15 protein-coding genes are annotated in these 15,126 nt (G+C 38.5%); 11 read left to right on the top strand and 4 right to left on the bottom strand.

Annotated elements, in window-relative coordinates; all coding sequences use genetic code 11:
• Positions 1-10: 10 nt before the first annotated feature.
• Positions 11-1,315, top strand: a complete 1,305-nt coding sequence (hflX, locus tag K345_RS0102170; RefSeq protein ID WP_028972779.1) for a GTPase HflX — start codon at positions 11-13, stop codon at positions 1,313-1,315.
• Complete coding sequence (pgeF, locus tag K345_RS19340) at positions 1,305-2,000, top strand: peptidoglycan editing factor PgeF (RefSeq protein WP_053227990.1); 696 nt, start codon at positions 1,305-1,307, stop codon at positions 1,998-2,000. Before hflX ends, pgeF begins: the two co-directional genes overlap by 11 nt.
• Here the strand turns inward: pgeF and K345_RS0102160 are convergent.
• The gene (locus K345_RS0102160) at positions 1,960-3,444 is read right to left on the bottom strand and encodes a DUF5312 family protein (protein WP_211227815.1); all 1,485 of its coding nucleotides are present in this window, start codon (positions 3,442-3,444) and stop codon (positions 1,960-1,962) included. The genes pgeF and K345_RS0102160 overlap by 41 nt on opposite strands.
• 195 nt (positions 3,445-3,639) lie before the next feature.
• Here K345_RS0102160 and K345_RS0102155 point away from each other — a divergent pair, with 195 nt between their 5' ends.
• Positions 3,640-4,032, top strand: a complete 393-nt coding sequence (locus K345_RS0102155; protein ID WP_028972777.1) for a response regulator — start codon at positions 3,640-3,642, stop codon at positions 4,030-4,032.
• A 36-nt stretch (positions 4,033-4,068) separates the two neighbouring features.
• Positions 4,069-5,364, top strand: coding sequence for an aminotransferase class I/II-fold pyridoxal phosphate-dependent enzyme (locus tag K345_RS0102150; RefSeq protein ID WP_028972776.1), 1,296 nt, complete (start codon positions 4,069-4,071; stop codon positions 5,362-5,364).
• Between the two features lie 51 nt (positions 5,365-5,415).
• On the opposite strand, the gene K345_RS0102145 is transcribed toward K345_RS0102150, so the two are convergent.
• Both K345_RS0102145 and mnmL read right to left on the bottom strand, forming a co-directional pair.
• Positions 5,416-5,928, bottom strand: a complete 513-nt coding sequence (locus K345_RS0102145; protein ID WP_028972775.1) for a hypothetical protein — start codon at positions 5,926-5,928, stop codon at positions 5,416-5,418.
• 6 nt (positions 5,929-5,934) lie between these two features.
• Positions 5,935-6,867 (bottom strand): tRNA modification radical SAM protein MnmL/YtqA, encoded by a 933-nt coding sequence (mnmL, locus tag K345_RS19335; protein WP_211227814.1) that lies wholly within the window; start codon positions 6,865-6,867, stop codon positions 5,935-5,937.
• 84 nt (positions 6,868-6,951) lie between these two features.
• Between mnmL and K345_RS0102135 the strand changes: the two genes are divergently transcribed.
• A complete protein-coding gene (locus K345_RS0102135; protein ID WP_037570952.1) occupies positions 6,952-8,121 on the top strand; it encodes a hypothetical protein in 1,170 nt (389 codons plus the stop codon).
• A 65-nt stretch (positions 8,122-8,186) separates the two neighbouring features.
• Positions 8,187-9,287, top strand: coding sequence for an ABC transporter ATP-binding protein (locus tag K345_RS0102130; protein WP_028972773.1), 1,101 nt, complete (start codon positions 8,187-8,189; stop codon positions 9,285-9,287).
• A gap of 57 nt (positions 9,288-9,344) precedes the next feature.
• On the opposite strand, the gene K345_RS0102125 is transcribed toward K345_RS0102130, so the two are convergent.
• Positions 9,345-10,454: a FecR family protein gene (locus K345_RS0102125; RefSeq protein ID WP_028972772.1), complete on the bottom strand. Its 1,110-nt coding sequence runs from the start codon at positions 10,452-10,454 to the stop codon at positions 9,345-9,347.
• Between the two features lie 108 nt (positions 10,455-10,562).
• Here K345_RS0102125 and K345_RS0102120 point away from each other — a divergent pair, with 108 nt between their 5' ends.
• From K345_RS0102120 to K345_RS19330, 5 genes are all read left to right on the top strand, one after another.
• Positions 10,563-11,936, top strand: a complete 1,374-nt coding sequence (locus K345_RS0102120; protein WP_028972771.1) for a LysM peptidoglycan-binding domain-containing protein — start codon at positions 10,563-10,565, stop codon at positions 11,934-11,936.
• 67 nt (positions 11,937-12,003) lie between these two features.
• Positions 12,004-13,329 (top strand): homoserine dehydrogenase, encoded by a 1,326-nt coding sequence (locus tag K345_RS0102115; RefSeq protein WP_028972770.1) that lies wholly within the window; start codon positions 12,004-12,006, stop codon positions 13,327-13,329.
• Between the two features lie 141 nt (positions 13,330-13,470).
• On the top strand, positions 13,471-13,818 hold the full coding sequence (locus K345_RS0102110; RefSeq protein ID WP_245584594.1) for a hypothetical protein: 348 nt from the start codon (positions 13,471-13,473) through the stop codon (positions 13,816-13,818).
• Positions 13,815-14,219, top strand: a complete 405-nt coding sequence (locus tag K345_RS0102105; RefSeq protein ID WP_028972768.1) for an outer membrane protein assembly factor BamD — start codon at positions 13,815-13,817, stop codon at positions 14,217-14,219. The genes K345_RS0102110 and K345_RS0102105 overlap by 4 nt, the downstream gene beginning before the upstream one ends.
• A gap of 56 nt (positions 14,220-14,275) precedes the next feature.
• Positions 14,276-15,124, top strand: a complete 849-nt coding sequence (locus tag K345_RS19330; RefSeq protein WP_053227987.1) for a ribonuclease D — start codon at positions 14,276-14,278, stop codon at positions 15,122-15,124.
• The last annotated feature ends 2 nt before the right edge of the window (positions 15,125-15,126 follow it).

Below are 15,126 nucleotides of genomic sequence, written 5' to 3'. Positions count from 1 at the left end.
AATTTAAACCATGAGTGATATAAATCTTCAATCAGAAGAACAAGATATTTTAAGCGAGAAATGTGAACGGGCCTTCCTTGTGGGTATTCAGTATCCGGATATGAAGGAAGAAGAAGCTGAAGAGCATATTACAGAATTATACAGTCTCGTTCATACTATGGGCATAGAACCTATTGGGCATTCCCTTGTCAAATTACGGAATCCCCAGCCTAAATACCTTATTGGAACGGGAAAGGTAGAAGAAATCCTTGAAGAAGCTAAGGAAGTCGAAGCTGATCTCATCATATTTAATGATGATCTAAGTCCTAGCCAACAGAGAAACTGGGAACGTAATAGTCAGGTAACCGTTATCGATAGACAGGAAGTTATCCTGGATATCTTTGCCGATAGAGCGCAAACCAGAGAAGCAGTCCTCCAGGTCGCCCTGGCCCGGATGGAATACTCACTCCCCAGATTAACCAGAGCCTGGACACACTTATCCCGTCAACGGGGTGGAACAAAAGGAACCAGAGGGGAAGGAGAGACTCAACTAGAAATCGATAGACGTATCGTTCTTCGTAAGATGGATGCCCTGAAGAAAGAATTAATCAAAGTTCAAAGCAGTAGAGCTATCCAGCGAAAAAAACGAAAGGCCCGTCCAGTCCCCACGGCCAGTATCGTGGGATATACCAATGCGGGAAAATCCAGTTTACTAAATACCTTAACCGATTCAGAGGTTTTGGCAGAGGATAAGCTTTTTGCTACATTGGATCCTACCACAAGAAAAGTTAAGCTTCCTTTAGGTCAGGAACTGCTGGTGACGGACACAGTAGGGTTTATCCGTAAGCTTCCCCATAGCTTGGTAGAAGCCTTTAAATCTACCTTGGAAGAGACGGTCATGGCTGACTTCCTTGTTCATGTTCTCGATGGCTCTAACCCGGAAGTTTTAGATCATTACAAAGCCACTATGGCTGTGTTGGGAGAGCTGGGGGTTAATGATAAACCTACGATAACAGTGTTTAATAAGCTTGATAAGTTTCAGGATGATCTGATTCACAAGCAGATGCTTCAGAATGAGTTTCCGGACGCTTTGTTCATATCCCTCCATGAACGTTTAGGGTTAGAAGAACTGGTTAAGGCCCTAGAGCAAAAGTTATCCCACACCTTTCAGACAGAGGAATATTTATTTCCCCATACTAGACATGATCTGGTTAGCCTTCTCCATAGAGAAGCTCAGATACTGGAAACGGAATACCTGGAGGCAGGAACAAAGGTCATAGCCAAAGTCCCCATTCATCTTGCCGCCAAATTGGAGAACTATACTTTTGACTTTTAAACTATCCAAGACTTGGGAAACACCCCATTCTGTTAACTACATAATAACAACGAAACCTTACACTCCAGAAATAGATTCATTGCATAAAGATGCAGAATTACCTTCTAGACCATTCTTAGTTAATCAGTGTCATTCTGCCAGAGTGATCCGGACAAATCAAAGCCCGGATCAAGCAGATGGTGTATACACAGACAAGGTAAATGATGTTATCGGCATAGTAACAGCTGATTGCCTCCCACTCCTTCTTACGAATGAAGAAGGAACAGAGATCGCAGCTTTACATGGGGGATGGCGAGGCTTAGCAGGGGGTATTATTGATAATGGTCTTGGCTATTTTCACTCGCCCTTATCACAGATCAAGGTTTATTTGGGACCAGCTATTGGTCAAGATAATTATGAAATAGGTCCAGAAGTGCGAAAAGCCTTCCTTGATAGATATCCATCCACAGATAAGGCTTTTCATCCTTCTGAGAAGGAAGGTCATTACTATTTGAGTCTGACCAAGGCCGCTACCAGCATTCTACACACTCTGGGAGTTGATCAGATATACAATGAGAATCTATGTACTTATGAGGATTCTGTTCGTTTTTATAGCTATCGCAGAGAGGGAAAAACCGGTCGAATGGCTAGCCTCATATGGCTATCTAATCCATCTTCTTCATATAGCTTTGAAGCAGCTGAATAAAGTAAAACATACGTTTGTAGGTTTCAGTCATCCAGGGAAGCATCTCTTTTTCTGAGGCACCTTCTATTTCTTTCCAGTTAATGATCAGCTCTTTCTTGGCTTTGTTATAATCTTCAATGACCATCTTCAGCCCTTTACCTATATTGATAAGATTCTGAGCAGAATTATTAATGAGCTCTTTGGCTTTCTCATTAACATCATTCATGGTAGAAGTTAGTACATGGGCTGCGGCTTTATCCCTTTCAGCTCTGAAAGCTGCTTGTTTTAGCTTATTGCCTACAGGACCTTCATCTGCCAACGATTCATCAAATTCAATCAAGTTCTGACTAATATCTAAACACTTATAGAAAGCTTCTGATAATTGCTGGCTCATGAGGTTAGTGCTCCACTTTCCCCTAATCAGAAGTAAATCTACCAGTTCTTTTACGTCCCTTTTAAGGATATCCAACAGGAAAGCTTTTAGATAATTCATAGGTTCTATATAGCTAAATCCACCAGAACCCTTTTTAGAGAAAGCCATGTTATTCTTTTCAGTATAATACTTTGTTCTTGTAATTATCGTAGTGCCAAAGATTCCCATTAGTAACTGGTCCTTCTTGGCGTTTTTTTGCTCACGTATAAGATTTTGAATAACCTTTTCTGTTTTGGTTTTAACAGTTTGAAGGTAATTTTCGACAATATGTTCATCGTAGATTTCGCTATACGGTACGTAGTACGGGTCTTTATCAATGTATTGAGCCACCATCAACAATTGGCTTGATTTTTTGACAGCAGACAGCCCCCTAAGCATTTTCGCCCAATCCTGTCTATTAATGACCTCTATTCCTTTATATTCCTTGAGAACATCCAGGACCTTTTCCCATGCAGGATCTGTATCCATTTGGGGTATTACAGACAAAAAGTCCTTTATATCCTCGGATATATATTCACCACTGATACTGTCAAAACGGGGATTATAGGTAAAATCCCTTTCAGGGAGACTGGAATCAAATTTCTTCAAAATGAAATAATAATCATAGCGGACAAAGTCCACCAGGTAACGGATTTTGTTGTAATTGTAATTTATCTCTTTAACTTTATTGATATCAAAGCCAGAAAAGAACTCTACAAGTTCTTCCTTTACCTCATTGGCCAGGACTTTGATTTCCACTTCATTAGCTCGTTGACGGAGAGCATCCTCTGTCACTTTTTGAGCTATATCTGCCTGAATGTCTGTAAAAGAAGACTCTATTATAATGTTCTTGAGAGCCTCAGAAGAATCTGCGACTTCCAGAAAAACCTGAGCGGAACCGATGATTTTGTATATTTCATAAAAGAATTTGGCTAAGCTTGGTTGAGCCAGATCACCAGAGGTTTTATAAAATCTGCCTTTTGAACGGTTTATATTTTTTTTCAGATTCTTTAATTGTCTTTTCTTTTCACGCTCTGGATCTGCTCCCCCCATCATCATACTTAGTATTTTTGTGATAAAGTTGTCAGTAGGAGCGCTTTTTTTTATGGTTAAAACTTTATGTTTTTTCTGTCTAGGTGTCAATGAGAACCTATATAGCAAAAGGGGGTGTGAAAAAAAATTTTACTTCTTTTGTTCGATGTATTACAATTGGCTCACGTATAAATAGGAGCGTTAGATACCCATATCATGCGAATACTAATCGTTGATGATGACTCGGTTACAAGAAAAGTACTCACCTCCCTCCTTTTTGAAGTTGGAGATTGTGATTCAGCATCCAATGGAGAAGAGGCTATTGAGGCCGTCAAAAGATCAATGGAGGAAGGCAAACCATACAAACTTATCTGTATGGATATTATGATGCCCTCCTTAGACGGTCAGGAGACGCTTCAAACTATTAGAACCTTGGAAGAAGACAAGGATATTCCCGTCATCGATAGGGCTCATGTGTTTATGATAACAGCTTTGTCAGATGCAGCTAATGTTATGAAGGCATTTGGAGAACGTTGTGATGCCTATCTTGTCAAACCCATAGAAAAAGATAAACTTTTTCAAGAACTTAAGAATCGTAATCTCCTTTAATTGACCAAACTTTAGACAAATAGTATTCTCAAGAACATGAATAAACTTGCAGTCGAACTGAATAAAAAACTAGAAGGTACAAGTGCAGGTGCCTTACTATCAGACTTAGGACAACGGATGTATTTCCCAAAGGGAATAGCTCGACAAGCGGGTGAAGCGAATCGAAAAGCTACCCGTTACAATGCAACCACAGGTATGGCTGTTAATGAAGGGGAACCGATGATCCTGCCTACAGTACAGGATAATTTACCCCGTCTTAGTCCCACTGAGTCAGTCTCTTATGCTCCCACCCCTGGTGAGGAAAGGTTGCGTAAGGTATGGAAAGAGGAGATGATCCGGAAAAATCCAGGTATTGATGAAGATAAGGTTAGTCAACCTATGGTTGTGCCTGGCTTGACTAACGGAATTAGTCAGACTGCAGATCTATTTGTCAATGCTGGTGATGTTGTCATCATGCCTGATATGTATTGGGGCAACTACAACCTTATCTTTGAAGTCAGACGAGAAGCTGAGATTTGCACATTTCCCTTCTTTAACGATAAGAGTACTTTTAATGTGGAAGGATTATTATCCACAATTAAAGAAAAACAAATAAACAAAAAAGCGATTGTCCTTCTTAACTTCCCCAACAATCCTACAGGCTATAGCCCTACAAAGGAGGAAGCGGAAGCAATAAATGAAGGTATTTATAAAATTGCCGAGGAAGGTACACACCTCCTTGTGATATCCGATGATGCTTATTTTGGCTTGTTTTATGAAGGCGATATCTATAGAGAGTCAATGTTCAGTCTCTTTTCAAGAGCTCATGATAATATTCTTGCTGTAAAAGTTGATGGAGCAACAAAGGAAGACTTTGTATGGGGTTTTCGAATCGGTTTCGTTACTTTTGGAGGAAAAGGCCTTACTTCTGATCATTATTTTGCACTGGAAGAAAAACTGACAGGAGCCTTGAGAGGAACAATAAGTAACTCCAGCAGAGCCGGTCAGACTATTTTACATAAAGAATTGTCAAGCTTGATCTATCATGGTGTAAAGATTAAGTATTACCACCTGTTAGAAGATCGCTACAAAGAAGTTAAAAAGATTGTTGAAGAACGAAAAACAGGACTTAACCTGGAAGTAGTTCCTTTTAACTCTGGTTACTTTATGTCCTTCCAACTTAAAAAAGGCAGTGCAGAGGATTTAAGAATTCACTTGCTCAAAGAAGAAGGTATTGGAACCATTGCTATTGGAACAAAATACTTACGAATTGCCTATGCTGCAGTAGATAAAAGGGACCTTAAGGACTTATATAATGCGGTCTTTGAGGCTTCAGATAAGTTATTTGGTTAATTCCTTGGATATTAGTGAAGCCATCAGTAATCTGATGGCTTCTATGATCATTTAATCTTGAACAAGATACTTGCCGATAAAGTTCAAATCCGGATTCTTGCGGAACTCTTCTCTACCTTGACCATTTTCATTTTTATCGAGGTTAATGATTAGCATATAAAGATTGTTAATCTTGTCTGACAGAATATTCAAATTAGATTTAAAATTATTGACAGCCATGTCCCGGAAGACTTTTGAGTTATCCATACGATTGACTCCCCCTCGTAAAGCTGTATCTGAACCAGCCTGGTTGAGCATATGCCTTAAATTAGGTTGGATTTCCTGTCTGGTCTTGTATACAAAAACACTAAGAGCCAGGATCATTTCATACATCTCTGTATAGTAATACCCTTGATAACGGTATTCACCAGATCGTTCTGTAAGCTTTTCGATCATACTCCACTGAGCCGAATCAAGAGAGACAGTCATCACAACTTTGCGAAGAAATCTATTATAGATATTATTAAGATAGTGATCGCTTAGATCATCAATAGCATTAAAAACTGCAGTATCTTTAATCTGCATAAGTATTCATTCCACCCTTCTTTTATACTTACAGCCCTGAAAACTTCCGGCTTCCCCCATTCTACGTCTTAGGCGATCATAGAAGAATGTTTTGTCCCACATCACACCAGGTAACAAGGTACCATCCTTCATAGTATCATTGGTCAAACGTAATATTACAATATCCTCAGGTATCCGTTCCAAAGCCTTTTGGCAATAATCCATATGCCGTTCCATACTTGGAAGGGTTATCTCACCGGAAATATAGTCTTTGTATAAAGGTGAGTGCTGAGGAATATGCAGATTATGAATCTTAATCCCCTGGACTCCCTGATCAACAACAAAGTCTACAGAATCCAATATATCCCGTTCAGTTTCCCCGGGCAACCCGAATATTAGGTGTGTTACAATTTTTATATCCCTATCTTGAGCTCTCTTAACCGATTCGATGTATTGCTTGACTCCATGCCCTCTGTTTATTCGTTTTAGAGTTATATCCTTTGCGCTCTGAAGCCCAAACTCAGCCCACACTTCTCGTTCTTCTGTTCGATAAGAGCTTAGAAGATCAGCCACTTTATCACCAAAACAATCAGGTCTAGTGGAGACGATGAGTTCCCGAAAATCCGCCTCAGACAAGGCACTATCATAAAGGGCTTTCAACCTATCCAGAGGAGCCCAGGTACTGGTATAGGCCTGGAAATATAACAAAAAGATTTCTGCGCCGTATCTTTGTCTTAAAAAACCAAGACTTTGACGAATTTGATCAGTGAGACTATGTGCTCCAGTCAAATAAGGAGCTCTCGCCCCATAGGCATCACAATAGGAGCATCCCTCTTTAGTACGATCTTTGCCTCGATTAGGGCAGGAAAACCCCCCATCCAGACCAAGTCTGTAGGCTGGTTTATTGTATTTCTTTTTTAAGTACCGGCTATAATTATTAAAAACAATGGGTGCATCCATGGTTGTATTATGATTAATGAAGATGGTAATGACAATAGACATGTCAACGTTGACAATACCCTTAGTTTGGCCTAGATTCCTTTTATGAAGCCATACATTATTATTGTCTTACTATCTCTCATACTATTCTCCTGTTCTTCAAAAGGAATGGATATTAATATCAGGACTGATTCAGTAGCAATGCTTAAGGCTATTGAATTATATAATCAGGATAATCCGGATATAAATATTACCATTCTGCCAACACATTCTCAGGAAACGGTTGATATTTACATTGGCAATAACCTCAACAATCCAGGTCATTTGGAATTACTGGACGAGTACCCCAAAGACTGGCTGACAGATATGAACATAGATAAATTTATCGAATCTGCACAAACGGTCATACTAGACAATGAGAACAAGATAATCCCTTTAGCCTTTGATGTACCCCTTGTTCTCATTGATAAATCTCAAGCTCCTAATGTTTTTCCCTTGTCCATAGATATGGGGACACTTACAGATCAGGCTATACAATATAATGTTATAAGTACTTCAACTTCTGCTCGAAGAGGCTATAATCCTTTATGGCAGCCAAAGTTTTTGGATACTTTACTTCTATCATATGATACTAACATCCAACTGGGCTCTGATTTCATCAGTTGGGATAGTTCCGTGATGAAGGAAGCTATTACAAAATTAACGACTTTCATAGATTACGATAATGGATTTCGTAAGAAATATTTTATTGAACATCCTTATAATTTATTAACTTCAGGACGTATTAAATTTTGGCTTGTCACCTTTGAAGAGTGGCTGGAAATGCCTGAAAATATTAGAAGCGAAACCAATTTCTACTTTTTTAATACAGATTCAAAACTTGAAAGCCTTCCCCAGTATCTAAGCATTGGATTGACTCCAGAAGGGCTCAAGAAGAAAACACCCTTGGAAATGGTAAATTGGCTTTTGGATAGCAATAATCAAAAAAGGATTATCGATAGTCGTTTAGAGTCAAAAGATTTGATCAAAGGGGCCTATGGCGGCTTATCAACGATAAAAGCAAGCAATGAATATCTGAGCAGTCTATATAAACAATTAGCCCACAGGTTTCCCCGTTCCGAGGACTTTGAATTATATCATCACATCCCGGAACACTGGGATGACTTTGTAGAAACAGGATTAATTCCCTGGTTTGAAAATCCCCGGATTGAAAAGAATGAGGAAAACTTCTCCCAGATGGTTGAGAACTGGCATCGCTCATCTTTGCAGGAATAAAGTTGACAGATATAAGATGTCATATTAAAATTGCCTTCATAAAATAAACTTGATGGAGGCCCCTTGTGGCAGAAGTTATTCTTAATGACATAACTAAAGTCTACGATGGCGGAGTCAAAGCAGTTGATAAGGCAAATATCCATATCAATGATGAAGAATTCGTTGTACTCGTAGGACCTTCTGGATGTGGTAAAACAACTACACTTCGTATGGTAGCTGGACTTGAAGACATCACAGATGGTGAATTGACCATTGATGGTAAAAGAATGAACGAAGTTGCGCCTAAAGATCGTGACATCGCAATGGTATTCCAAAACTATGCGTTATATCCTCACATGAGTGTATATGACAACATGGCATTTGGACTGAGAATCAGAAAATACGCAAAAGAAGAGATTGATAGTCGTGTAAAAGAAGCTGCTCAGATTCTTGATATCGAACAACTTCTTGAAAGAAAGCCAAAAGCCCTTTCCGGTGGTCAAAGACAACGTGTTGCTGTAGGACGAGCTATCGTTCGTAAGCCAAAAGTTTTCCTTTTTGACGAACCACTTTCCAACTTGGATGCAAAACTTCGTGTACAGATGAGAGCGGAAATCTCTGGTCTTCACACTAGACTTCAAGCAACAATGATCTACGTAACACACGACCAGACTGAAGCGATGACCATGGGTGATAAGATCGTCGTTATGAAAGACGGTTTAATTCAGCAAATCGGTACACCATTAGGATTATACAACCAACCATATAATAGATTTGTTGCTGGATTTATTGGTTCTCCTCCTATGAACATTCTTTCTGGTGAAGTACTTGAAGAAAACGGCAAGGTTGTTGTTAACGAAGGTACTTTCAAAATCGAAACTACTGAAAAGCAGTCTGCTAAACTAAAAGAATATGTTGGTAAGCAGATCTTATTTGGTATTCGACCAGAAGAATTCAAATATCAAGCAACCCCAGCAGCTAAGAATAACATCAAAGCTACTGTTGAAGTTATCGAACCATTAGGTAATGAAACACACCTTTATGTAAGCACTGAATCACATCAGATGATTACTAGAGTAGAGCCAGATGTACTTCCAAGTGTTGGAGATGAAGTTAATTTTACTGCTGACCTTAATAGAGTTCTTTTCTTTGATATGGAAACAGAAATTACTATTCAGTTTGACTAAACACTAAGATTACTTTGACTTGATTATAGAACTGCCCTTGATAGGGCAGTTTTTTTATTAATTGAAGAATTCGCTGTTAGGTGATAAAAAGTTAGAATCCGAGTCTAGTGTTGAATCAAAAGGTAGACTCCCTTCATTACGCATGGCATATAGCTTATTAATATAGCGAACATAAGCCATCTTGCGCATCAAAGCATCTTTGTCCTTATTGAAATCTTTAAAGAAATCCTGGTAAGTATAACCAGTTCTCAAATTACCTTTATATTTATTACTGTTATAATAGTCCTCTAATTCAATAAGCCTAAAATAAACTCTTTCAAACAAGAATAAATTTTTACGCAAGGCAACTAATCCTCTGTATAGTTCTTTCTTGTCCCGTAGTAACTGGCTTCCTGATCCGATAATACCCTGCTTATGTTCCATATCCCAACGACGGATAACATCTTCAGAAGACATTAGTGTAGAATAAGCGAGATCAAACTCACGCTTCAATTTTTCATATCTGGCAGCATAGTTTTTGATAGCCCTGGGAGCATTTGCTTCTAAGGCTCTTGATTTTTCCATTTGCCATTCATCTCTAAACGATTTTAATGAACTAACAGCAATGGGGATTCGCCTAAAAATAGAATCACCGGACTTTTCCACAGCAGTACCTGGTCTGGCATAGAGAGTATTACCATCAGAGTCTGTACAGGCCACTAATCCTTCTTCACAAGTGATAAGGATATCTCCTTCCACTGTCGTTGAGACCTCAAAACTAGTACCTCTTACCCCCATTAATGCTGTTTCTGTCTGTACATTAAACCTGTTGTTACCTGTTAGCTTCTTTACTTTAAAAGCGACAGATCCAGCCAGTACTTGAATAACACCTTTCTGTTCTTTTTTCTGATCAGAAATTTCTAGGTAAAAAGTAGAATTGGGAGTTAGATGTACTTCAGATTCGATCCCTGTGCTTCCATAGAGAGAGATATCTAATTCACCTGTTGGACCAGTTCTAAAAAAATCCAGGTCTTCTACTGGATCCCCAAAAGAGATATCCCTATCCGTGTATGTTTCCCCATCACGAATCAATTCAACATCGTCAATAAGATAACTAATCTCCCCCACTTGGGCGAACAAGGGTAATATTGTAAAAGATAATAGCAAAAATAGAACTTTTATTCTCATTACCTACTCCTCATACAAGAAATGTATCACATCTGTGATACATTTTAAATCCAGTGGAAAAGTTGACGGTTAAAGTACTTGGTGATAGACTCATGAACGGAGGAACCGATGAAAAAGTTTATATTTTCGATTCTTACATTAACGGTAGTTGCTCTAATATTAGTAGGTTGTGCTTCCACACCGGAAGAAGAGCCAGCAGCTACACAGCCCCCCCCAGATACAGCTGTAGAACCAGAATCTGGAACACAAAAGCCAGAAGCAGCTCAATTAACTGACGAAGATTTTGAACAGGTCAGATTGGCTATAGTTAGAGCCGAAGAAGCAGGAGCCACAGATTACGCTCCTGAGGAATTAAATAATGCAAAAGAAGCACTGGAAGCTGCTGAATCCAGTGAAGGAGATAAAGCACAAGAATCTCTTAATATTGCAATGGATTGGGCCAATAAGGCTTATGAAATCGCGTCAGAGAAAAGTGAACAAGATTTAATAAGTCGTATCAACACAATGATGGAAAAACTCAAAAACTTGGAGGCTGATAAGTTCAGTCCTGAAGAATATGGAGCATTGGCTCAAAGAGCTACCAACATTGAACTTGCTTTTGATACATCATTCCAGGAGGGAAAGACTAAAAGCGAGTCTTTACTGCAGGATATCACAACAACCTACAACAAGTTGGATGAAAAGATACGTTGGGTAAAAATCCTTCAAAGAGATACAGAAAATTACCTGTCTGACGCAGAGAAAGCTGAAGCTTATATCTGGGCTTCTGAAGAATTGGATAAAGCGAATGATTATTATTTTACAGGGTTGAATGCTTATCGTAATTACAATCTTGGTCAAGGTGAGGAATCACTTTCCCAAGCTAAGTACTATGCTTTAGAAGCAGGAAAAGCAGCTAAAGAACGAAAAGCCCAGAAAGAAACTGAAGACTTTATGATGGAAGTTATGAAGGAAATCGAGAACGCAAGTCAAATGACTGTTGTTTCTGATGATGATGAGATAGTGACTCCAGCACCGTGGCAGGGAGAAAACCTTCTTGATTCAACTTATTCTACAGAGGGAGAACAGGAGTCTGAAGAACCTACTAAGGAAGAAGCTTCAAAGCCTCAAGCTATACTACTACCCGCAAATGGAGAGGTAGCTGTACTAGGGGATGAAGATGTCTATTCTTACCTTAATAAAGCACAGGAACTCTGGTTGTCAGGAGTTAAAGAAAAGAATGCTGGAAATATGGCCATTGCTAATCAATATTTTGGCCAAGCCCAATCTTATATTCGTTTATATCAAGATAAAGCCGTTAATGCTTTCTATACCGTCAAATACAACCCTGAACTAAGGGATTGTTTATGGCGAATCGCCGAAAGAAAAGACGTATATAACAATCCTTACCTTTGGCCAAAAATCTGGAGACGTAATAAAAAATTGATCCAGAATCCTGATCTTATCTATCCAGGATGGAATTTAATTATCCCTCCCAAGTAAGTTTTATCATGGCCTTTCTTGACAGATTAGAAAGGCCTGTCTAGGATGGTGATTCAGGAGGATCACCATGAGTAAAATTGGAATAGCCCTACTAGGATGCGGAACCGTAGGCGGGGGCACAGCAAAAATCCTAACTCAGGACATAGAAAGCATATGTAAGAGATCAGGTTTAGATCTTGAACTTTCCTATGTTGTTGATGTTAACTTTAGTCATGCTGAATCAATTGGAATACCCTCAAATTTATTCGAAACAGATTATCAAAAGGTTTTAAAAGATCCTCTCGTTAAGATTGTTGTTGAATTAGTGGGAGGCACAACCATAGCAAAGAGCTTTGTTGAACAAGCTTTAAAATCAGGTAAACATGTAGTAACTGCCAATAAAGCTTTGTTAGCCATTTATGGAAAAGAACTATTCGCTTTAGCCAGAGCTAACGATGTAACTATCGGATTTGAAGCTAGTTGTGCTGGTGGCATACCTATCATCAAAGCCCTTACAGAAGGGTTGATAGCTAATAGAATAGATGCACTCTTTGGTATCGTTAACGGAACATGTAATTTTATCCTCTCTGAAATGACTCAAAAAGGCCAATCCTATGAAGAGGCTTTGAAAGAAGCTCAAGAACTGGGCCTGGCAGAAGCTGATCCCACATTAGATGTTTCTGGAATGGATTCCGCTCATAAGATAGCCATAATGGGAGCGTTATCCTTTGCAGGAAGTGTAGAACTAGATCAAATACCTGTGGAAGGTATAGATAATTTAGATCTACTAGATCTTAAAGTGGGAACTGAACTTGGTTATATCATGAAGCTCATTGCTGTAGCACAGCGAATGGAAAATGGTATCAGTTTTAGAGTTAGACCTGCTTTTATTGGTAAAAATCATCCCCTTGCCTGGATAAAGGGACCTTTCAATGCTGTAAGTGTCTATGGTAGCTCTGTAGGTCATACATTGTACTATGGTCGTGGAGCAGGAGCTTCACCTACGGCCAGTGCTGTAGCCTCTGATATTGTTTCTGTAGCCAGTGGAGTTTCTGATATTGTATTTAATCAATATAACTTTTGGCCTGATCTGACAGATAAAGCCGTACAGTTACCCAATTCAGAGATTAAGAGTCGATACTACCTTAGATTCAATATTGCGGATAAAGTCGGTGCAGTAGCTCAGATTACAACAATTCTAGGCAATAATGGTATTAGCATATCAAGTGCACTTCAAAAGGAATTAACAGAAACTTCTAAACAAGAATATGCCGTGCCCTTAGTTATGACGACTCATTTGGCTAAAGAGGAAGATGTTACCAAAGCTATTGCATTAATAAATGCCTCTGATGTTACCTTAGCCAATACCATTTGTATTAGTATTGTTGACGAACATCCGGAAACTATCAGTTAAATAACTCGGGAATACTCCATTTTTACCGTTTTTTTGGTCTTATAAGTGTTATAATTGTCTAGTGTGGGTCATATAACTAAATTGTTGACCCCAAAAAGTCGATCATGATATTATAAAATTATATAAAATGAGGAGGTCACCATGGTCGAAAGTCTGGAGACTCCCGAAGCTATGATAGAAAATGAAGAAACAGTTTCGGCCCAGGATAAGGTTTATTGTGCTAATTGTTCTAACTGCAAAGTAGTTAAGATCGCTGTTGGAAATGGCAGTCAGTATCAGCTACGTGTGCGTTGCGCAGCTGGTAAATGGCGAAAGAAGCTTGGAGATGAGAAATACTATAAATACTTCACTGTCGCTAGGAGAAGTATGCTTAGTTGCGATTCCTATGAACCGATGGGCGATTCAAAAGAATTCATTAAGGATCTAAAAAACAACTTACCAATTAAGGATGAAATCTACTCGTCAACAGCAGGTTGGGATAAAGAATGACCAAATATTTTACTTATGTTCTTTTGCTCGCTTTAATACTGGTATCCTGTAAAACACCGGAGCCGGTCATAGATGAAGGAATGAACAGAGAAATCTATTTTCAAAGAGCACAGGAAGCTTATGACTCAGGGTATTATGACAATGCCTTATTTTACTATGAACATTTTTTACAGGATTTTCCTGATGATCAGGCTAATGGGATTATGGCTCGTTATGAGATAGCTTTTATCTCCTATAAAAGAGGCCAACTAACAGAAGCCAAAGAGAAATTCCAGGCAATATTGGATGAGTACAAAGAGAATCCAATAGCCCCCTATCCTTCTTGGCCAAAACAGTTGAGTGAAAAGCTCATCAACGAGATACAAGAAAAGGAATTTACTGCTAATCAACAAAATCAATAAAATAGAGAGGGACTGGCAGTTGCCAGTCCCCATTTCCTACACAAGCGAGTTATTCATTGCGTAATTACAAATTAATTGATTCCGATCCAAAAGCTAAGCGTTTTATACAATCCTTAGTTTCAAAGAAAGTTACACACTTAGCCATTGATTTTGAAGGGGAATATAATCTCCATCAATATGGAGAGACTCTTTGTCTTATACAAATATATGATGGTGATATTTTTTATCTCTGGGATCCTTTTAAGATAAGCACTGAATATATTAAAGAACTCCTTGAGTATCAAAGAATAGTTAAATTATTTTATGGAGCAGAGTCTGACTATCAACTAGTGTTCAAACAATATAATATTCAAATGATCAGTGTGTTGGATCTGCAAATTTTAGTCCAAGCACTAGACTCTCCCAAATTGGGACTAGATTATGTTTTACAGACCTATTTGAATGTTGAACCTAGTGTAAATAAAAAGAAATATCAAAAATACAATTGGACAATTCGCCCCATCAATGAAACAGCCGTTGAATATGCGTTAAATGATGTAGCATACCTTTTTGAATTATATAGAGTACTCTCAGATAAACTTACATCAGAAAATAAATTATCTGAAGTGTTAGAAGGTTTTGTCTCCAGTCGTATTAAATTTAACCCTAGTCCACAACCTGGATATAAAAAGAAAAGGGAATATAAAAACTTGTCTAAAAATGCTCAACTGCGATATGACAAGATATACAGAGTTCGTGACAGGTATGCCAAAGAACTAAATTGGCCACCTCATAATGTCCTCCCCAACCCTGAGATTTTCTCCCTTGCTATTCATAGAACTTTTATTGGTAATTACAACTTTAACAATAAAATACCAAGAAATATGATCTCAGGAATCAAAGAGGACATTGAAAAAATCGATTAAAT

It is taken from the genome of Spirochaeta cellobiosiphila DSM 17781 (assembly GCF_000426705.1).
Taxonomy (GTDB): Bacteria; Spirochaetota; Spirochaetia; order DSM-17781; family DSM-17781; genus Spirochaeta_E; species Spirochaeta_E cellobiosiphila.
Note: the sequence above shows the minus strand (reverse complement) of the source record. Positions and strands in the feature narration are given on the sequence as shown.